The organism is Caulobacter rhizosphaerae (genome assembly GCF_010977555.1).
GTDB classification, from domain to species: Bacteria; Pseudomonadota; Alphaproteobacteria; order Caulobacterales; family Caulobacteraceae; genus Caulobacter; species Caulobacter rhizosphaerae.
In genome coordinates, this window is the sequence record NZ_CP048815.1 from 3,076,911 (window position 1) to 3,096,032 (window position 19,122).

At 71.5% G+C, this 19,122-nt stretch carries 15 protein-coding genes and 1 pseudogene; 13 read left to right on the top strand and 3 right to left on the bottom strand.

The features are described 5' to 3' along the window. Positions 1 to 55: 55 nt before the first annotated feature. Genes G3M57_RS13995 through G3M57_RS14040 form a run of 10 tightly spaced genes read left to right on the top strand, consistent with a single transcriptional unit; the run spans position 56 to position 9,527 of the window. Positions 56 to 1,990 carry a TonB-dependent receptor plug domain-containing protein gene (locus tag G3M57_RS13995; protein WP_163231237.1) on the top strand — a complete coding sequence of 645 codons (1,935 nt, stop codon included), beginning with the start codon at positions 56 to 58 and terminating at the stop codon, positions 1,988 to 1,990. 2 nt (positions 1,991 to 1,992) lie between these two features. Then, positions 1,993 to 2,979 carry a threonine-phosphate decarboxylase CobD gene (gene cobD / locus G3M57_RS14000; protein ID WP_163231239.1) on the top strand — a complete coding sequence of 329 codons (987 nt, stop codon included), beginning with the start codon at positions 1,993 to 1,995 and terminating at the stop codon, positions 2,977 to 2,979. Continuing rightward, positions 2,976 to 3,596 (top strand): cob(I)yrinic acid a,c-diamide adenosyltransferase, encoded by a 621-nt coding sequence (gene cobO / locus G3M57_RS14005; RefSeq protein WP_163231241.1) that lies wholly within the window; start codon positions 2,976 to 2,978, stop codon positions 3,594 to 3,596. The genes cobD and cobO overlap by 4 nt, the downstream gene beginning before the upstream one ends. Beyond that, complete coding sequence (locus G3M57_RS14010; protein ID WP_230983728.1) at positions 3,593 to 4,447, top strand: ABC transporter substrate-binding protein; 855 nt, start codon at positions 3,593 to 3,595, stop codon at positions 4,445 to 4,447. The genes cobO and G3M57_RS14010 overlap by 4 nt, the downstream gene beginning before the upstream one ends. After that, a complete protein-coding gene (locus G3M57_RS14015) occupies positions 4,444 to 5,421 on the top strand; it encodes a FecCD family ABC transporter permease (protein WP_163231243.1) in 978 nt (325 codons plus the stop codon). The genes G3M57_RS14010 and G3M57_RS14015 overlap by 4 nt, the downstream gene beginning before the upstream one ends. After that, positions 5,418 to 6,212 (top strand): ABC transporter ATP-binding protein, encoded by a 795-nt coding sequence (locus tag G3M57_RS14020; protein WP_208789604.1) that lies wholly within the window; start codon positions 5,418 to 5,420, stop codon positions 6,210 to 6,212. Before G3M57_RS14015 ends, G3M57_RS14020 begins: the two co-directional genes overlap by 4 nt. Then, the gene (gene cbiB / locus G3M57_RS14025) at positions 6,205 to 7,173 is read left to right on the top strand and encodes an adenosylcobinamide-phosphate synthase CbiB (protein WP_163231245.1); all 969 of its coding nucleotides are present in this window, start codon (positions 6,205 to 6,207) and stop codon (positions 7,171 to 7,173) included. The genes G3M57_RS14020 and cbiB overlap by 8 nt, the downstream gene beginning before the upstream one ends. 28 nt (positions 7,174 to 7,201) lie before the next feature. Continuing rightward, on the top strand, positions 7,202 to 8,260 hold the full coding sequence (gene cobT / locus G3M57_RS14030; protein WP_163231247.1) for a nicotinate-nucleotide--dimethylbenzimidazole phosphoribosyltransferase: 1,059 nt from the start codon (positions 7,202 to 7,204) through the stop codon (positions 8,258 to 8,260). Next, positions 8,260 to 9,018, top strand: a complete 759-nt coding sequence (cobS, locus tag G3M57_RS14035; protein WP_163231249.1) for an adenosylcobinamide-GDP ribazoletransferase — start codon at positions 8,260 to 8,262, stop codon at positions 9,016 to 9,018. Before cobT ends, cobS begins: the two co-directional genes overlap by 1 nt. Continuing rightward, positions 9,015 to 9,527 carry a tyrosine phosphatase family protein gene (locus G3M57_RS14040; RefSeq protein WP_163231251.1) on the top strand — a complete coding sequence of 171 codons (513 nt, stop codon included), beginning with the start codon at positions 9,015 to 9,017 and terminating at the stop codon, positions 9,525 to 9,527. Before cobS ends, G3M57_RS14040 begins: the two co-directional genes overlap by 4 nt. Here the strand turns inward: G3M57_RS14040 and G3M57_RS14045 are convergent. The 3 genes from G3M57_RS14045 to G3M57_RS14055 are packed head-to-tail and all read right to left on the bottom strand — an operon-like array spanning position 9,524 to position 14,426. Next, positions 9,524 to 10,432: a hypothetical protein gene (locus tag G3M57_RS14045; RefSeq protein ID WP_163231252.1), complete on the bottom strand. Its 909-nt coding sequence runs from the start codon at positions 10,430 to 10,432 to the stop codon at positions 9,524 to 9,526. The two genes, G3M57_RS14040 and G3M57_RS14045, sit on opposite strands and share 4 nt — an antisense overlap. A gap of 50 nt (positions 10,433 to 10,482) precedes the next feature. Further along, positions 10,483 to 12,822: a glucan 1,4-alpha-glucosidase gene (locus tag G3M57_RS14050; RefSeq protein ID WP_163231254.1), complete on the bottom strand. Its 2,340-nt coding sequence runs from the start codon at positions 12,820 to 12,822 to the stop codon at positions 10,483 to 10,485. Positions 12,823 to 12,863: 41 nt separating this feature from the next. Further along, positions 12,864 to 14,426 carry an MFS transporter gene (locus G3M57_RS14055; RefSeq protein WP_163231256.1) on the bottom strand — a complete coding sequence of 521 codons (1,563 nt, stop codon included), beginning with the start codon at positions 14,424 to 14,426 and terminating at the stop codon, positions 12,864 to 12,866. Positions 14,427 to 14,727: 301 nt separating this feature from the next. On the opposite strand from G3M57_RS14055, the pseudogene G3M57_RS14060 reads away from it, so the two are divergent. The 3 genes and pseudogenes from G3M57_RS14060 (at position 14,728) to G3M57_RS14070 (ending at position 19,089) form a co-directional block, all read left to right on the top strand. After that, positions 14,728 to 15,802 (top strand): annotated as a pseudogene (locus G3M57_RS14060) (LacI family DNA-binding transcriptional regulator). Between the two features lie 87 nt (positions 15,803 to 15,889). Then, positions 15,890 to 17,110: a winged helix-turn-helix domain-containing protein gene (locus G3M57_RS14065; protein WP_280115539.1), complete on the top strand. Its 1,221-nt coding sequence runs from the start codon at positions 15,890 to 15,892 to the stop codon at positions 17,108 to 17,110. A 107-nt stretch (positions 17,111 to 17,217) separates the two neighbouring features. Further along, entirely contained in the window at positions 17,218 to 19,089 is a 1,872-nt protein-coding gene (locus tag G3M57_RS14070) for a DEAD/DEAH box helicase (RefSeq protein ID WP_163231258.1), read from the top strand. Positions 19,090 to 19,122 lie beyond the last annotated feature (33 nt).

Sequence of the window (19,122 nt, forward strand, 5' to 3'; positions counted from 1 at the left end):
AGGCCGGTCCGGATCCCCGGGCCTGCCTTCGTTGCCGCGCACGGAGGACTTGAACATGCGCCCGATTTCCATCCTGGCCCTGGTGGCCGCCCTTCCCGCCCTCGCCCTGCCTGCCTTGGTCCTGCCCAGCCAGGTCCTGGCCGCCGAGCCCCTCGACGAAACCAACGCTGTCGACCAGGTGGTCGTCACCGCCGGCCGCTCCGCCGACAAGCTGTCGGAGGTCCCGGTCAGCATGACGGTGATCACCGCGCAGACCCTGCGCCAGCGCCAGGCGGTGGTGGTCTCCGACCTGCTGTCGCGCACCCCCGGCGTCAGCGTCACCCGCAACGGCGGCGTCGGCGGTTCGACCCAGGTGCGCATCCGCGGCGCCGAGAGCGACCAGACCGCCGTGCTGATCGACGGCGTCAAGCTCAACGATCCGTCGGCGACCGGCGGCGGCTACAACTTCGCCACCCTGCTGGCCGGCGACGTCGACCGCATCGAGGTGCTGCGGGGCCCGCAATCGACCCTGTGGGGCAGCCAGGCCATCGGCGGCGTGGTCAGCATGATCACCAAGACCCCCGACGGGCCGCTGTCGGGTGACGCCACGGTCGAGGGCGGGTCGCGCGCCACGGCCTACGCCCGGGTCGGGGTCGGGGCCGGCGGCGCCTGGGGCGGGTGGCGTCTGGCGGCCGGGTCCTACACCACCGCCGGCGTCTCCAACTTCGACAAGGCCATGGGCGGCCAGGAGAAGGACGGCTACCGCAACGCCGCCGTCAGCGGCCGCCTGGACCTGAACGTCACCGACTGGGCCGCTCTCGACGCCCGCCTGTCCTATGCCCGGGGCCGCAACGAATACGACAGCTCGCTCCCGGCCCCGCCCTATGCGCTGGGCGACACCGCCGACTATGGCAAGACCAGGGAGCTGGTCGGCTATGTCGGGACGCGCCTGTCCAACTTCGATGGCGCCCTCAGCAGCCGCATCGGCTACGCCTACACCCAGACCGACCGCGACAACTACGACCCCACCCTGAGCGCGCCCAAGACCTTCGACTCGCGCGGCACGGACAACAGCCTGGAGTACCAGGGCACCTGGACGATCAATCCCGTCTGGCGCGCGGTGTTTGGCGCCGAGACCGAGCGCACCTGGTTCCGCACCGCCTCGCCGTCGTTCAACCCAGACGTCGATCGCCACGCCACCGGCATGGACAGCGTCTATGGCCAACTGCAGGCCAAGCCGGTCGAGGGCCTGACCCTGACCGGCGGCGTTCGCCACGACGACCACGACACCTTTGGTGGGGCCACCACCTACCAGGCCGGCGCGACCTGGAGCCCGAACGGCGGAACCACCGTCTTCCGCGCCAACTATGGCGAGGGCTTCAAGGCCCCGTCGCTGTACCAGCTGTACAGCGACTACGGGAACATCGACCTGAAGCCGGAGGCCGCCAAGAGCTGGGACCTCAGCGTCGAGCACAGCCTGCTGGACGGCCGCCTGCGCGGCGCGATCACCTATTTCAACCGCGACACCAAGAACCAGATCGACTTCCTGTCCAATAACACCCCGCCCAACTACGGCGGTTACGCCAACACGGCCAAGACCCAGGCCGACGGCGTCGAGGTGGAAGGCAGCTTCGAGGTCAATACCCGGCTGACCCTGTCGGCCAACTACACCAACATGGACGCGGTCAATAGGTCGGCCGGCCCGAACTACGGCAAGGACCTGGCGCGCCGGGCCGGCGAGACCGCCTCGGCGGACGCCGAACTCAGCTTCGCCAACGGCCTGACCGGCGGGGTGACGATGCAGTATGTTGGCCACAGCTTCGACAACCCGTCCAACACCCGGCGGCTGAAGAGCTATGTCCTGACCGACGTACGGATCGCCTATCCGATCAACGAGACGTTCGAGCTGTACGGCCGGGTCGAGAACCTGTTCGACCAGCACTACGAGACCCTCTACGGCTACGGGACCCTGGGCCGCGGCGCCTTCGCTGGCGTTCGGGCGCGGTTCTAGCCGTGACCACGCCGGCGGCCTTCCTCGGCCACGGCGGACGCCTTGGGGCGGCGTGTGCGGCCTGGCCGAATGCGCCGACGCCATGGCTGGACCTGTCGACGGGGATCAATCCGCGCCCCTACCCGATCCTGGCCCTTGACCCCGAAACCTGGTCGCGCCTTCCCGATCCGGAGTCCTTGCGGAGACTGGAGCGGATCGCGGCCGCGGCGTTCGGCGTCGAGGATCCGGCCCGGGTCGTCGCGGCGGCGGGCAGCGAGGCGTTGATCCGCCTTCTGCCCCGCCTGCTGACCGCGCGGTGCGTGGCGATCCCGGCCCGGACCTATGGCGGCCACGCCGGCGCCTGGCGGGCGGCGGGCGCCCGGATCGTCGACCTGGACGAGACGGCGGCCGACCTGCGGGTGCTGGTCAATCCGGACAACCCCACCGGCCGCGTCCTGTCGGCCGACCAGGTCCTCAACCTGGCCGACGGACCGTTGCTGGTGGACGAGGCGTTCGCCGACCTCGATCCGCCGCGCTCGGTCGCCGTCCTGGCCGGCGCGACCGGCCACGAAGGGCTGATGGTCCTGCGCTCGTTCGGCAAGTTCTACGGCCTGGCGGGCGCGCGGCTGGGCTTCCTGGTCGCCGAGCCGGCCCTGGCGACCCGCGTCCGCCGGGCGCTGGGCGACTGGCCCGTCTCGGGTCCGGCGATCGCCGCCGGCCTGACGGCCTATGCCGACACCGCCTGGGCGGTCCAGACCCGCCTGCGCCTGATCGGGGACGCCGCGCGGCTGGACAGCCTGCTGGACGGCGCCGGCTTCACGATCGTCGGCGGTACGCCGCTGTTTCGCCTGGCCCAGGCCGCCGACGCGTCCCGCCGTTTCGAGATGCTGGCCCGCGCCGGGATCCTCACCCGCCCCTTTCCCTGGGACGAGACCCTGATCCGCTTCGGCCTGCCTGGCCCGCAGGCGGACTGGCTCCGCCTCGCCGACGCCCTGGAGAACCTCCGATGAGCGACGACCTCAACATCCAAGACCTGAACACCAAGCACGCCCAAGCCATGAAGGCCCTCAAGGCCGAGCGCGACGCGATGATGCAGACCAAGACCCTCGAGAAGGGCCTGCTGCTGGTCCACACCGGCGACGGCAAGGGCAAGTCCTCCGCCGGCTTCGGCATGGTGGCCAGGAACCTGGGCTGGGGCCTGAAGGTCGGGGTCGTCCAATACATCAAGGGCAAGTGGAAGACCGGCGAACGCCTGTTCTTCAGCAAGTTCCCCGACCAGGTGCGCTACGAAGTCATGGGCGAGGGCTTCACCTGGGACACCCAGGACCGAGCGCGCGACATCGCCGCGGCCCGCACCGCATGGCTGGTCTCCCAGGAGATGATCGCCGACCCCAAGCTTGACTTCGTGCTGCTGGACGAGATCAACATCGCCCTGCGCTACGACTATCTCGACATCGACGAGGTGGTGGCGGTGCTGAAGGCTCGCCCCGGCGACAAGCATGTCTGCCTGACCGGCCGCAACGCCAAGCCGCAGCTGCTGGAGATCGCCGACCTGGTCACCGAGATGACCCTGGTCAAGCATCCGTTCGAGCAGGGCTTCAAGGCCCAGCGCGGGGTCGAGTTTTGACCGGCTTCACCCGCCGCGCGGCGGTCGGCGCGGGGCTGGCGACAGGCTTCCTGGGCGGCGTCGCCAGCGCCGGCGCCCTGCCCCGCGTGATCTCGCTGAATCCCTGCCTGGACGCCGTGCTGGTCAACGTCGCCGACCGCGGCCAGGTCGCGGCGCTCAGCCACTATGCCCGTGACCCGCAGCAGTCGAGCATCGCCAGGATCGCCCTGGGCTATCCGATCACCTACGAAAGCGCCGAGGAAGTGATCGCCCTGCGCCCCGACGTGGTGCTGACCGCCGCCCACTCCTCGCCCGCCACCCGCGCGGCGCTGACGCGGCTGGGCATCCGCACCGAGCTGTTCAAGGTGCCCAACAGCTGGGTCGAGAACCAGGTTCAGATCCGGCGGATCGCGGCGGCCGTCGGCCATCCCGACCGCGGCGAGGCGCTGATCGCCCGGGTGGAGGCGGCGATGGCCAGGAGCGCGCCGCGTCCCGGCGCCCGCCCGGTCACCGCCCTGGTCTTCCAGCCCAACGGCTTCGCCGCCGGCCACGGCACCCTGGTCGACGAGATGATGCGCCGCGCCGGTTTCGTGAACGTCGCCCAGCGCTACGGCCTGAGGAAGTGGGGCAATGTCTCGCTGGAGCGTCTGCTGGACGATCCGCCGGAAGTGCTGCTGGCCGGCCAGGCCGCGCCCAACGCCCCGACCTTCGCCGAGAAGATCCTCAACCACCCGGCCCTGGCCAGTATCTCGTCGCGCATGACCCGGGCGGTGTTCCCCGAACGCCTGCTCTATTGCGGCGGTCCCGGCCTGGCGGACACCGCCGCCGCCCTGGCCACCGCCCGCCGGCAAGTGCTGGGCGCCGCCGCATGACCCGGCGCCTCCTGCTGCTGGGCGGCCTCTGCCTGCTGGTGCTGCTCCTGAGCGGCCTGTCCTTGATGGCCGGCCGGGTCTGGGTGCCTTGGAGCGCCTGGACCCTGGCCGCCGACCCGCGCTGGGCGATCATCTTCGAGCTGCGGCTGCCTCGCACGATCCTGGCCGTCGCGGTCGGCGCGGCCCTGGGCCTGTGCGGCGCGGTCATGCAGGGCTACACCCGCAACCCCTTGGCCGATCCTGGCGTGCTGGGCGTGTCGTCCATGGCCGCCTTGGGTGCGGTGATGACCATGTATCTGAGCCTGAGCCTCACCACGCCCTGGCTGCTGTTCGCGGCGGCGATGGTCGGGGCCAGCCTCGGCGTGGCCGTCATGCTAATCCTGGCCGGCGGGACCGGCGGGACCATCACCTTCATCCTGGCCGGGGTGATCCTCAACACCGTGGCCAGCGCCGGCGTCGCCCTGGCCCTGAGCCTGGCCCCCAGCCCCTGGGCCGCGCAGGAGATCATCAACTGGCTGCTGGGCTCCCTGGCCGACCGCAGCGCTGACGACGTCTGGCGGGCCCTGCCCTTCATCGCCGTCGGCTCGGGCCTGATGCTGATGCTGGGCCGGGCGCTGGACGCCCTGACCCTGGGCGAAACAGGGGCCAAGGCTCTGGGGATCGACCTGAACCTGACCCGGACGCTGCTGGCCCTCGGCGTCGGTCTGGCCTCGGGCGCCAGCGTGGCGGTGACCGGCATGATCGGCTTCGTCGGCCTGATCACCCCGCACCTGATGCGGCCTCTGGTCGGCCACCGGCCGGGCGCCCTGCTGGCCCCCAGCGCCGTGGCCGGCGCGGCCCTGGTGCTGGCCGCCGACATCCTTGTGCGGCTGACGCCCTCGGCCGCCGAGGTCCGGCTGGGCGTGGCCATGGCCGCGATCGGCGGACCGTTCTTCCTGGCCCTGCTGATCTCGATGCGCCGGAGGCTCGCATGAAGGACGCCCGCATGAACGACCTGGTCGCCGAGGACCTGACCGTCGCCCTGGGCGGCCGCGCGGTGCTGGCCAGGGTCGGGGCGCGGTTCCGCGCCGGCCAGGTCACCGCCATCGTCGGCCCCAACGGCGCGGGCAAGTCGACCCTGCTGGCCTGCCTGGCCGGGCTGCGCCGCCCCGACGCCGGCCAGGTCCGCCTGGACGACGGCCCGATCCTGGCCCTGCCCCATCGCCAGCGCGCCCGCCGCATCGGCTTCCTGCCCCAAACGCCGGAGGTGGCTTGGGCCGTGGACGTCGAGACCCTGGTCGGCCTGGGCCGCACCCCGCACAGCGGGGCACGCGGCCTCAGCGACGCCGACCACGCCGCCGTCCAGGCCGCCCTGGTCCGCACCCGCATGACCAGCCTGGCGCGGCGCGACGTCACCACCCTGTCCGGCGGCGAGCGGGCCCGCGCCCTGCTGGCCCGGGTGCTGGCGGGCGAGCCGTCCTGGCTGCTGGCCGACGAACCGCTGGCGGGGCTGGACCCCGGCCACCAGTTGGACGCCGTCGACCTGATGCGCGCCTTCGCGGCCGAGCCCGGCCAGGGGGTGGTGATGACCCTGCACGACCTGGGCGTGGCCCTGCGCCTGGCCGATCGGGTGCTGGTGCTGCGCGACGGCGCCCTGATCGCCGACGGCCCGCCGCTGGAGGCCCTGACGCCGGCCGTGCTGGAGCGGGCCTACGGCGTGCGGACCGCCATCGTCTCCGGCGCCTGGGGACCGCTGATCGAGCTGATCGGGCGCGTCGATGGCTGAGACGGCGCCCTGGCCGTGGGTCGTCGCCCTGGCGCTGGGCCTGGAGGCGCTGCTGGGCTATCCGGCCGCGCTGAACCGGCTGGCGGGACATCCGGTGGCCTGGCCGGCGGCGCTGATCGAGGGGCTGGAGCGACGCTGGAACCGGCCGACGACCTCCGACCGACGGCGCCGGCTGCTGGGCGTCGTCCTGGTCGTGCTGCTGGTCGCCGCCTCCGTCCTGCTGGGCGCCGCGGTGCAGAGCCTGCTGGGCGCCAGCCTGCCGGGATTGGCCTTGGTCGCCCTGATCGCGACGGTCGGCCTGGCCCAGCGCAGCCTGCACGACCATGTCGCGGCCGTCCTGGCGCCGCTGCGAGCCGACGACCTGCCGGCCGCCCGCGCGGCCGTGGCGATGATCGTCGGCCGCGACACCGGCGCGCTCGACGCCAAGGGCGTGGCCGCCGCCGCCCTGGAGAGCCTGGCCGAAAGCTTCAACGACGGCGTCGTCGCCCCGACCTTCTGGCTGCTGGTCGGCGGCCTGCCCGGCCTCTTCGCCTATAAGAGCGTCAACACCGCCGACAGCCTGATCGGCCACAGGGAAGAGCGCTGGCGGCTGTTCGGCTGGGCGGCGGCGCGGATCGACGACCTGATGAACCTGGTCCCGGCGCGGCTGGCCGGAGGGTTGATCGCCCTGGCCGGTGGCGGCGGATGGTGGACGATGGCGCGCGACGCCCGCCGCCACGCCTCGCCCAACGCCGGCTGGCCCGAGGCCGCCATGGCCGGGGCGCTGGGCGTCCAGTTGGGCGGCGACGCGGTCTATGACGGCGTCAGGACGGTCCGGCCGACCTTCGGCGACGGACCGCGTCCGACCGCCGCCGACCTTGAACGTGGCCTGCGCCTCTATCGCCGGGCCTGCCTGCTGCTCTGGCTGATCCCGCTGACGATTCCCTTGGCGATCGGCCTGATCGCTGTGCTCGCCCGATGACCCCGCCTCGTCTATCCAGGACCTCGCCATGATGACCCTGCCCGCCCTCGCCGCCGCCATCACGCCCGTCGACGCCGCCCTCGAGCCGGTCCTGCGGGCCCTGCTGGACGGCAAGGCCAAGCCGCCGGGGTCGCTGGGTCGGATCGAGGACCTGGCGGTGCGGATCGGCCTGGTCCAGAACCGGCCCGATCCGCGCATCGCCCGCACCGACCTTTATGTGTTCGCCGGCGACCACGGCCTGACCGACGAGGGCGTCTCGGCCTATCCGTCCAGCGTCACCGCCGCCATGGTCGGGCTGTTCCTGTCGGGCCGCTCCAGCGTCAGCGCCTTCGCCAGGGCCTCGGGCGTCCAGGTCCGCGTGGTCGACGCCGGGGTCGACGCCGACCTGCCCGACCATCCCGACCTGATCGCCGCCAAGATCCGGCGCGGAACCCGCAACGCCGCCCGCGAGCCGGCCCTGACCCCGGACGAGGTGCTGGCGGCGATCGCCCGGGGCGCCGACATCGCCCGCGCGGCGGCGGCCGACGGGGCCGACGTCATCGCCTTGGGCGAGATGGGCATCGGCAACAGCTCGTCCGCCGCCCTGGTCATGCACCGCCTGGCCCCCGCCCCGCTAGAGGCCTGCGTCGGCCTAGGCACGGGCCATGACGCCGAGGGCCTGGCCCGCAAGCAGGCCGGCGTGGCCCGCGCCGCCCAGCGCTCGGACGCCGCCGCGCCGCTCGACGTGCTGGCCCAGTTCGGCGGCTGCGAGATCGCCATGATGGCCGGCGCGGTGCTGGGCGCGGCCTCGGTGCGGCGGGTGGTGTTGGTCGACGGTTTCATCAGCACGGCCGCGGCCCTGGCCGCCGTCCGCCTGGTCCCCGCCGCCCTCGACTATTGCGTCTTCGCCCACGGTTCGGCCGAGCGCGGCCATCCGGCCATGCTGCAGGCCCTGGGCGTGCGGCCGCTGCTGGACCTGGACCTGCGGCTGGGCGAAGGCACGGGCGCGGCCCTGGCCGCCCCGCTGCTGGTCGCCGCCGCCCACCTGCTGACCGACGTCGCCGCGCTCGCCGACGTCCTGGCGGGCGTCCAGGCGAGTCCCGATTGATGCCGCGCCAGCTGAAGCTGTTCTTCTGCGCCCTGCAGTTCCTGACCCGCCTGCCGGCCCCCTCATTCGCCGACTTCCAGCCGGACTGGATCACCCGCGCCGCGCGCTATTTCCCGCTGGTCGGGATACTGGTGGGCGCGATCGGGGCCGGCGTGCTGCTGGCGGCCGGACAGCTGTGGAGCGGGCCGCTGCCGGCCCTGCTGGCCGTGGCGGCGGGGGTGCTGGTCACCGGCGGCTTCCACGAGGACGGCCTGGCCGACACCGCCGACGGCCTGGGCGGCGGCCAGACCCCGGCCCGGCGGCTGGAGATCATGAAGGACAGCCGGATCGGGACCTATGGCGTCCTGGCGCTGGGGTTGGTCCTGGCGCTCAAGGTCGCCGCCCTGGCGACCCTGCCCCTGGCGACCGCCGGCCTGGCCCTGGTCGCCGCCCATGGCGCCGGCCGCGTCGCCGCCGTCGCGGTCATGGTGTTGGGCCGCCATGTCAGCGACCGCAACGACGCCAAGTACAAGCCCACGCCAGACGGGGTGCGGCCGTTCGAGCTGCTGTTCGCCGCCGCGCTGGGCCTATGGCCGCTGGCGCTGCTGGGCTGGGCCGGCCTGGCGGGCGCGGCGGTCGGGGCGGTGCTGGCGGCGGTCGTGGCCCTGACGGCCCGGCGGCTGATCGGCGGCCACACCGGCGACGTGCTGGGCGGGGTCGAGCAGGCCTGCGAGTTGGGCGTGCTGCTGGGGGTCTCGGCGACGCTGGCGGCGCGATGACCCTGCTCGTCTGTCCGCTCAGCCAGGTCGAGACGGCGCGCGCCCTGCACCGACCCTCGCACCTGGTCAGCCTGCTGTCGCCGGTCTCGACCGCCGAGGTCTGGCCGGTCGCCGACGGCGCAAGCCTGCGCCTGGCCTTCCACGACATCGCCGAACCCCGCGAAGGCTTCACGCCGCCGGACGCAGCCCAGGTCGCCCGACTGATGGACTTCGCGGCCGGCTGGGACGCGGCCCGGCCGATGCTGGTCCACTGCTGGGCCGGGGTCAGCCGCTCGACGGCGGCGGCCTTCGTCGTCGCCTGCCAGCGCGCGCCGCAGCGGTCCGAGCGCGAGATCGCCCAGGCCCTGCGCGCCGCCGCGCCCTACGCCACGCCGAACCCGTTGCTGGTCAGCCTGGCCGACGCAGCGCTGGGCCGGGGCGGCCGGATGTCGGCGGCGATCGCCGAGATCGGCCGCGGCGCCGACACCTTCGAGGGCGCCTTGTTCGAACTGCCCCTGGCTAGCGTCTAGGACGCCGGCTTCTCGACCCGCACGCGATAGGTGATGGCGTCGGTCGAGACCGCTTCGACCTGGATGGCCAGGTCGCGGATCTGGATCGCCTTGAGGTCGGCGGGGAAGCGTTCCCGCTGTCCCATGGCGGGATGGATCAGGTCGTCCACCCCATAGCCCCGCACCTCGAACGTCATCTCCCCCGCGTCCAGGCCCTCGAAGGTGACGTCATAGGCGTCCCCGGCGCTGGCCGCGGGATAGTCCGCCGCCTTCGGAACCTCGATCCCCTTGGCGTAGTCGCGCGGCGGAACCAGGGGCTGGCCAACCTTGGCCGTCTGGGGGCGGCCGAAGGTTTCGGTTCCGGGCGCGGTGGAGCGGACGATCGGCGTGGCCGGGTCGGCGGCCAGGCGGTCGTATACGGCGCGGGGCGCCTCGTCGGCGGCGGCGATCAGGGCGTCGGCGAAGGTCCGGACATCGAACGCGACCGCGAAGGCGCCCTCCGCTTCCCGACCGGCGGCGTCGGCGCAGACGAAGTTCAGCTCGGCCTCGCCCAGGGTGCTGGGCTCCACCACCGCCAGGACGGGCTTGGCGAGGCTGTCGACATCGATCTGGCGGTCGTCGCGATCATAGCGGACGCTCATCGCCCACCCGCCACGGGCCTTGGCGCAGTCGGCCGCCATGTAGCTCTTGGTCATGCGCACGCCGTCCTCGGCGCCGTCGGCGATGACTTGGGTGTTCCAGTAGGACAGCAGGCCGCGTTCGCGCGCAATCGACGCCACGTCGACCAGCATCACCCGGTCCTGGCCCTGGGCGACGTACCACCATTCCGTCGCGCCGGCGGTTTCCACACCGAGCGTCGCGGCGGCGGCCAGCGCGAAGGCCGCCAGCGCCGACGCCCGATTCCAGAAGGTAGGGGCGTCGGCCATGGCGGTCTCCAAGGTCTGGCTGCGCGGGAAAGCGCCTGGATATCGGGAAGTTACAGCCCCGACTTCGCGTAACGCGCCGCCACGGGGTCATAGCGGTCCCACACCTGGCCGTCGCTGACGGAGCGCAGCAGCTTGACGTATTCGGCGTGCGACCAGGCCAGGGGTGTAGCTGAGTCGGTGCCTTCGCCGCGCGCATAGCCGTGCGGATTGGGCCCGATGCCGTCCCAGACCTGTTCGGGGATCAGCAGGCCCTCGTTGGCGAACAGCTCCATGGCCCTGACGTAGCGGTCGCGGATCTTCCGGATCGCCGCGGCGCTCGGCTTGCCGTTCAGGCTAGCCAGGGCCAGTTCGTAATGGCCGCGCTCGCCCGTGAAGATCGGCCACACCCGGCCGCGCTGGCCCGGCGACATCTTTCCGCCGACCCCGTAGTTGGCGCCGGTCTGGGCGTCCTCGCCGTAGCCGTCGACGTCGTAGCGCCGCCAGCCGGGGAACTCGCCTTTGACGCCCGGAAACTTGAAGTCGTAGCGGACGCGGTAGAGGTCGGCCCGGCTGGTGTCGTCCAGCTCCGGCAGGCTGCCGACGATGGCCGCGTCGTCGGCCCGGCGCACGCCGTAGCGGACCAGTTCCAGGAAGCCGCCATCGACCACCTGGTCCTTGGGCGGGGCGATCTGGCCGTTGGCCGCGCCGATCGGGGCGTGGTCGTTGGGGTCTTCGCTCGGGTTCAGCCGCACATAGTAGGTCCCGTCGCCGAACGGTCCCTTGGTGGTGACCATCCGCGCCTCGACCTTGGCCGAATAGGCGTCGGCCATGGCGCGATAGCGGGCCGCGCCGGCCGCGTCGCCGGCCAGTTCGGCGATGTCGCCCGCCACGATCAGGCCGGCGATGGTGGCCGCCGTGGTCGAAGGCGAATGGCCGCCCTGCTCTTCCCAGCGCTCCTGCTGGGTGAACGGCGGCGTGATGGTCTCGTGGTTCCAGCCGATCCCGACCTTGCCGCCGTCGACCAGGAAGTCGGCCGCCGGCTTGATCATCTTGCCGTAATAGGCCTTCAGGTCGGCCTCGGGCAGCCAGCCCAGCTTCCACAGCTTCCAGCCCAGCATGATCGGCATGGCGGTCTGGTCCAGTTGGACCCCGACCCATTCGGTCGTGCCGTCCACCCAGGTCTTCTGCAGGAACCAGCCGCCGACGCCGGTATTGCCCTTGGTGTCCACCTTGACCTGCACTTGCGGCAGGTAATGGAAGGCGGCCAGCGGCGTTTCCCGGTCGCCCAGGGCCGCCAGGGCCATGGCGCACTGGTAGAAGTCGCGCGGCCAGACGGCCTTGTAGCCGGTCGAGGGCTTGGAGGCGTCGACCGTGTCGCCCCAGGGGTTGGACAGCGAGGCGATCAGAGCGCCGGCATAGGTGCGGTCCTCCTGCACCTTCAGCATCAGGGCGCTGGCCTGGACCAGCTTGCCGCCGTCCTCCGACGCCTTGCGCAGGCGCGGCAGCTCGGTCAGCGAGGCCAGATAGTCCTCCCAGCCGACGCGGTCGCCCTCGCCGTTGTAGCGGGCCAGGACCTCGTCATAGCCGGTGCTCAGGGTCGCGGACGCGGCCTGGTCGGCGGCCACGGCGTCGCCGCCGAAGCCGACGGCGAAGTCGTAGGTCGCCTCGCCCGTGGTCTGCCGCGGCAGCTCGGCGGTCAGGACGATCGCGCCCTTGGCCGAGGCGCCGCCGGTCAGGGTCGCCGCCTTAACGGCCGACAGGGCGTCGCTCCCCAGCGGCGTGGCGACGGCCTTCACGAACGACCGGGCGCCCTTCAGGCTCATGAACGCCTTGCCCTCATAGGCCCTCAGCGCCGAGGCGCTGGCCGCGCCGGCATCCCCGCCGCCGGTGTTGGCCATGTGCGGCTCCAGCACCAGGAACGGGGTCACCGGACCCTTCAGGGCGCGGACCGTCACCCGCACGAACAGGGCGTTCTGGTCCGGATCGGTGAAGATCCGCTTCTCGATCTCGAACCGGCCCTGCTTGTCAGTGGTGGTCACCTTGTAGGCCGGCGACAGCGGCCGGCCGGCCGCGTCGAGGTGCAGGTATTCGGTCCTGGCGGTGGTGTCGGCGCCCTCGACGGCCAGGCCGCTGGCGGTCTTCACCGCCACCCGAAGCTGCTTGATCTGGGCCTCGTGGATCAGGCCGTACATGGTCTCGGTCAGGGTTCCGTCGGCGATCGAGAACCACACCTTCGACACCGCCCCGGTCGGGCCGCCGTCCTTGTAGGCGCCGTCGACATAGGCCTCGTACGAAGCGCCGACCCCGGTCTTGGCGGCATAGGACCAGGTGGTCGGGGTCTCGGCGCGGGCGACCGCGCCCAGGGCCGTCACGGCCGCCGAGGCCAGGGCGAGCATCTTCAGGCAACGCATGGAACTACCTCATGAAAGGATGGCGTCGGTCAGGACGCGGATCAGGCCTTGGACAGCGCTTCGGGCGACCGGACCTCGGCGCGGGAGGCTCGGGGCTCGCCCACGTCGCGGACCCGGAACACGCAGGCGGCGGCGGCCAGCATCCCGGCCGCGCCCAGGGCCAGAGCCCAGATCGCCTCACCGCCGAAGAAGGTCCGAAGCAGCAGGCCCAGCAGGGTCGCGGCCAGCAGCTGCGGGATGACGATGAAGAAATTGAAGATGCCCATATAGACGCCCATCTTGCCGGCCGGCAGCGCCCCCGACAGGATCGAGTACGGGGCCGACAGGATCGACGACCAGGCGAAGCCGACGCCGATCATCGGGATCCACAGCAGGCCCGGCTCGCGGATCAGCGGGATCGCCGCCAGGCCCAGCGCGCCGAGGCAGAGGCACAGGGCGTGGCAGGCCTTGCGGCCGACGGCGCGGGCCAGCGGCGGGATCACCAGGGCGGCCAGGGCGGCCACGCCGTTGTAGATGGCGAACAGCACCCCCACCCAGTCGGCGCCGTCGTTATAGGCCCGCGAGCTGGTGTCCACGGCATGGTAGTGGAAGGCCGCCACGGCCGGGGTCGTGTAGATCCACATGGCGAACAGGCCGAACCACGAGAAGAACTGCACCACCGCCAGCTGCGTCATGGTGGCCGGCATGCGAAACAGGTCCTCGACCACCTCCGAAAAGCCGTTGGCGGTCCGGTCGGCGCGCCGCAGGAGGCCGGCGACCAGCTGCGCGACGCCGAACAGGCCGACCATGGCCGCCAGGACGTAGAGTTCCTTCTCCAGGCGCGTGGCGAGGATCGCCGCGGCCAGCAGCAGGCCGGCGAGGGTCCAGGCCAGGCCGCCGGCCAGGTAGGCGCGGACGGGGCGGGTCGGCGCGTCGGCGGCGACGACCGGCGCCTCGCCCTTGCGCGCCCGCTCGGTCGCCTCGAAGGCCGCCAGCTGCTCGGGGCTGTATTCGCGGGTGGTGAACACCGTCCACAGCACCGACAGCAGAAGGCCCGCCGCGCCGGCGTAGAAGGCGATGTGCACCGAGGGCGGGACGCCGCCGCCGTCCGCCACGTTGCTGACCGAGAACCCGTTGGTCAGGATCCACGGCAGGGCCGAGGCCAGCACCGCGCCCGTGCCGATGAAGAAGCTCTGCATGGCGTAGCCGGAGGCGCGCTGCTCGTCGGGCAGGTTGTCGCCGACGAAGGCCCGAAAGGGCTCCATGGTAATGTTGATCGAGGCGTCCATCACCCACAGGGCGGCCGCGGCGATCCACAGGACGGGCGCGTTGGGCATGACCAGCAGGGCGGCGCTGGTCAGGATCGCGCCCCAGAAGAAATATGGGCGACGCCGGCCCAGGCGCCCCCAGGTCTTGTCGCTGAGATAGCCGATGACCGGCTGCACCAGCAGGCCGGTGGCCGGAGCGGCGATCCACAGGATGGCCAGGTGGTCCACCTGGACGCCCAGGCCCTGGAAGATCCGCGAGGTGTTGGCGTTCTGCAGGCCGAAACCGATCTGGATCCCGAAGAACCCGAAGCACATGTTCCAGATCTGGAAGCCGTTCAGCCGGGCCTTGGTCGCCATCGCTCCCCTTTCCAGGCTCCGTTGGATCGGAACCTTGCGCAAATTTTTTCAGCGCTTTGCGGTAACTATTTGCGCATGCGTCGATCCCGCTGGCAATGGAATTTTCCGAACGTTGACGGGATAATGTCGGCATCCGTTGAGGAAATGTCACGTCGACCCAGCAAGGACGGGTGCAATCGATCGCCGCCGATCCGGCGAAAAGTTGCAGAAATTTTCAGAGCTGAGTGAGCGACGGCCACGGGGCCTCGCCGACGGCGCTTGAAAACCACGGGCGCGGCGCCTTAACAAAGGTCCTGAAAAGATTTGCGGCAAAATTTGCAGCAACGGCGACATACAAGATTTTTTGACGACGGGGCGGGACAGTGACCAAGGGCGCGACGCGGCTGGAAGACCTGGCCAGGCTGGCCGGAGTGTCGATCTCCACGGCGTCGCGGGCGCTGAACGACAGCCCGGCGGTCAACACCCGCACCAAGCAGCAGATCTGGAAGCTGGCGCGCGAGATGGACTATCCGTTCCGCCGCTACATGCCCGCCGGCCCGATCGGCGCCGAGGGCACGATCGCCATCGTGGTGCCCCGCCCGCAAGGTCGCGAGGGCCGGCTGTCGGACCCGTTCTTCCTGGAACTGCTGGCCGGGGTCGGCGAGGCGGCGCGCGAACGCGGCTGCGACCTGATGATCAGCCACGTGGCCCCGACCAGCTTCGAGGACCTCTCGGCCGCCATGACCACCAGCCGGGCCGACGGGGTGATCTTCCTGGGCCAGAGCTGGCTGCACACCGCCTTCAACCGCCTGGCCGAGACCGAGGGCCGGTTCGTGGTCTGGGGCGCGCAGTTGCCCGACCAGGCCTATTGCTCGGTGGGTTCGGACAATCCGCTGGGCGCCAAGCGGGCGACGCTGCATCTGGCCCGCCTGGGCCGCAAGCGCATCGTCTTCCTCGGCGACACCGAGGCGCCCGAGGCCATGCAGCGCCATCGCGGCTACCTGGATGCGGTCGAGCAGTTCGGCCTGGGCGTCGATCCCGAACTGATCGTGCCGGCCCATTTCGAGGTGGAATCGGCCGAGGCCAGCGTCGACTCCCTGATCCAGCGGGGGGTGAAGTTCGACGGGGTGGTCGCCGCCTCCGACCTGATCGCCCTGGGCGCCATCCGCGCCCTGCAGCAGGCAGGCATGTCGATCCCCGGCGACGTCTCGGTGATCGGCTATGACGACGTGCCGTTCGCCCGCTATTCGCGCCCGGCGCTGAGCACCATCTCGCAGGACACCGCCAAGGCCGGGCGGCTGATGGTGTCCAAGCTGCTGGACGCCAGCGGTCAGGGCGCCAGCCGCTCGGAACGCGTGCCGACCGACCTGATCATCCGCGAGTCCTGCGGAGGATAGCCGCCAGCGCCGCCCCAGGTCGGCACGGCCCGTCCCGGCATTCCGTCAGCCGAGCTACCGTCGCGACTTGTCACTGCACATCCGCCCATGCTCATTCGGTCCATGGTCCAGACCCTGTCGCACAAGCAGGCCCGCCGTATCGCCCTGGCCGCCCAGGGGTTCGCGGATCGCCGCCCCGCCCAGCCGAACCGGCGCCATCTAATCGCCCTGATCGAGCGGCTGGCGGTCCTGCAGATCGACAGCGTCAACGTCGTCTCGCGCTCGCACTACCTGCCGCTGTTCTCGCGGCTGGGCGCCTACCCCCGCGGCGCTCTGGAGGACCTGGCCTGGGGCCGGAAACCGACGCTGTTCGAATACTGGGGTCACGAGGCCTCGCTAATGCCGCTGGACCTTCAACCCCTGCTCCGCTGGCGAATGGAGGACGCGCGGCAAGGCGTCGGGGTCTGGAAAGGCGTCGCCCGGTTCCTGGCCGAGCACCGGCCGTTCATCGACAAGGTCCTGGCGGCCATTCACGAACGCGGCCCGCTGTCGGCGGGCGAGCTGGACCTGGGCGAGCGCGGCCAGGGCGGCTGGTGGGGCTGGAGCGAGGCCAAGCGCGCGACCGAGTGCCTGTTCTGGGCCGGGGAACTGACCACCGCCACCCGGCGCGGAACCTTTGAACGCGTCTATGGCCTGCCCGAGGAAGTGTTGCCGAAGGCGGTATGGTCCGCGCCGACCCCGTCTCGCGCCAAAGCCCATCGCGTCCTGCTGCGGCGCGCGGCCCGGGCCCTGGGCGTGGCTACCGAACGCGACCTGCGCGACTATTTCCGCATGGGATTGGCCGACGCGCGTCAAGGCGTCGCCGAACTGGTGGAGGCCGGCGACCTGACGCCGGTGACGGTCGAGGGCTGGGCCCAGCCGGCCTATCTGGCGCCCGGCGCGCGAACGCCGCGCAAGATCGCCGCCAACGCCCTGCTCTCGCCGTTCGACAACCTGATCTGGTTCCGCGAACGCGCCGAGCGACTGTTCGACGTCCGCATCCGGCTGGAAATCTACACCCCCGCCCACAAGCGCACCCACGGCTACTACGTGCTGCCCTTCCTGCAGGGCGAGGCGATCACCGCCCGGGTCGACCTGAAAGCCGACCGCAAGGCGGGCCTGCTCAGGGTGCTCTCGGCCCACAGCGAGCCCAGGGCGAATGCCGAGACGCCCGCCGCCCTGGCCGCCGAACTGCGGCTCATGGCGGCCTGGCTGGGCCTTGCCGGCGTCACCGTCGCCGCCAGTGGCGATCTCAGCTCGGCCCTGGCCGCGCAAACCGCCGACGATTGACTTTGGCGGGCCAAAGCCTATTTATCCCCAGCTTCGGAGCAGGTCAGGCGAATCCGCGCCACCCGTTCGCCCAAATACGGGTGGCTCTGAATTTCAGCCAGAATGACATGACAGAATTTTCCGAACTCGGGCTTTCGCCCACGACCCTCCAAGCGGTCGCCGACACCGGCTATACGACCGCCACCCCGATCCAGGCCGCGGCCATCCCGGTGGCCCTAGCCGGTCAGGACGTGCTGGGCATCGCCCAGACGGGCACCGGCAAAACCGCCGCCTTCACCCTGCCGCTGATCGACAAGCTGATGAACGGCCGCGCCAAGGCCCGCATGCCGCGCGCGCTGGTCATCGCCCCGACCCGCGAACTGGCCGACCAGGTCGCCTCCAGCTTCGAGAAGTACGCCAAGGGCACCAAGCTCTCGTGGGCGCTGCTGATCGGCGGCGTGTCGTTCGGCGACCAGGAAAAGAAACTCGACCGCGGCGTCGACGTGCTGATCGCCACCCCCGGCCGCCTGCTCGATCACTTCGAACGTGGCAAGCTGCTGATGACCGGCGTGCAGTTCCTGGTGGTCGACGAAGCCGACCGCATGCTCGACATGGGCTTCATTCCGGACATCGAGCGCATCTTCAAGATGACGCCGCCCAAGAAGCAGACCCTGTTCTTCTCGGCGACCATGCCGCCGGAAATCACCCGTCTGACCAAGCAGTTCCTGAAAGATCCGGTGCGGATCGAGGCGGCGCGTCCGGCGACCACCAACGAGAACATCACCCAGCTGCTGGTCAAGGTGCCCTCCTCCGATCCGAAGGCCAAGCGCCTGGCGCTGCGGGCCCTGATCGAGAAGGCCCAGATCGAGACCGGCATCGTGTTCTGCAACCGCAAGACCGAAGTCGACATCGTCGCCAAGTCGCTGCGTTCGCACGGCTTCGACGCCGCCCCGATCCACGGCGACCTCGACCAGAGCCAGCGGATGAAGACCCTGGCGGACTTCCGTTCGGGCGCCCTGAAGATCCTGGTGGCCTCGGACGTCGCCGCCCGCGGCCTGGACATCCCGGCCGTCAGCCACGTGTTCAACTACGACGTCCCGCACCACGCCGACGACTACGTCCACCGCATCGGCCGCACCGGCCGCGCCGGGCGTTCGGGCATCACCTACATGCTGGTGACCCCCGCCGACGACAAGGGCTTCGACAAGGTGGTCAAGCTGATCGGCTCGACCCCGCAGGAAGAAAAGCTCGACCTCGACTATTCCAACGCCGTGACCGTGCGCCGCGAAGGCGACAGCAAGCGCGGCGGCGGTCGTGATCGCGACCGCTCGCGCGGCGGAGAGCGTGGGCGGGATCGCGATCGCAACCGCGCCCCGACCGAGCCCTCGGACGTCGCCGCCGCCAATCTCGACGCCGCCATCGCCGGCGAGCCGATCCCCTCGGCGCCTGGCGAACCGCTGGCCAAGCGTCCGGCGCGTTCGCGCAAGCCGCGCGGCGAAGCCGCTCCAGTCGTCGTCGCCGCTGAGGCTCCGGAAGTCGAAGCGCCCGCCGGCGAGAAGCCCCGGCGCGACCGTGGCGGCTCCTCGCGCGACCGCGGCCGCCAGCCGCGCGTCGAACAGGACGCCGTCGCCGAGCCGTCGATCGTCGAAGCCGCTCCCGCCGTCGAACGCGCCCCGCGCCCGGAACGCACCGAGGGCGACCGTCCTGCTCGCCGCGAACGCGGTCGTGACCGCGATCGCCGTCCCGAGCGGAGCGAACAACCCCGCCTCGAGGCCGAACGCGCGCCGCGTCCCGAACGCGCGCCGGAACGCGCCCCTGAACGCATTGAGGCCGAGCGCCCCGCGCGCGCCAACGCCCCGCTGCCGGTGCGCGGCGTCCAGCCGGTCCGCGGTCGCGAGGACGACGACGACCGTCGCGTGGTGGGTTTCGGCAACGACACCCCCGCCTTCCTGATGCGCGCCCCGCCACGCTTGGCGCCGGTCAGCGACAGCGAAGACTAGGATCCAGGGACACGCGAGGCTCGCGTGTCCCTT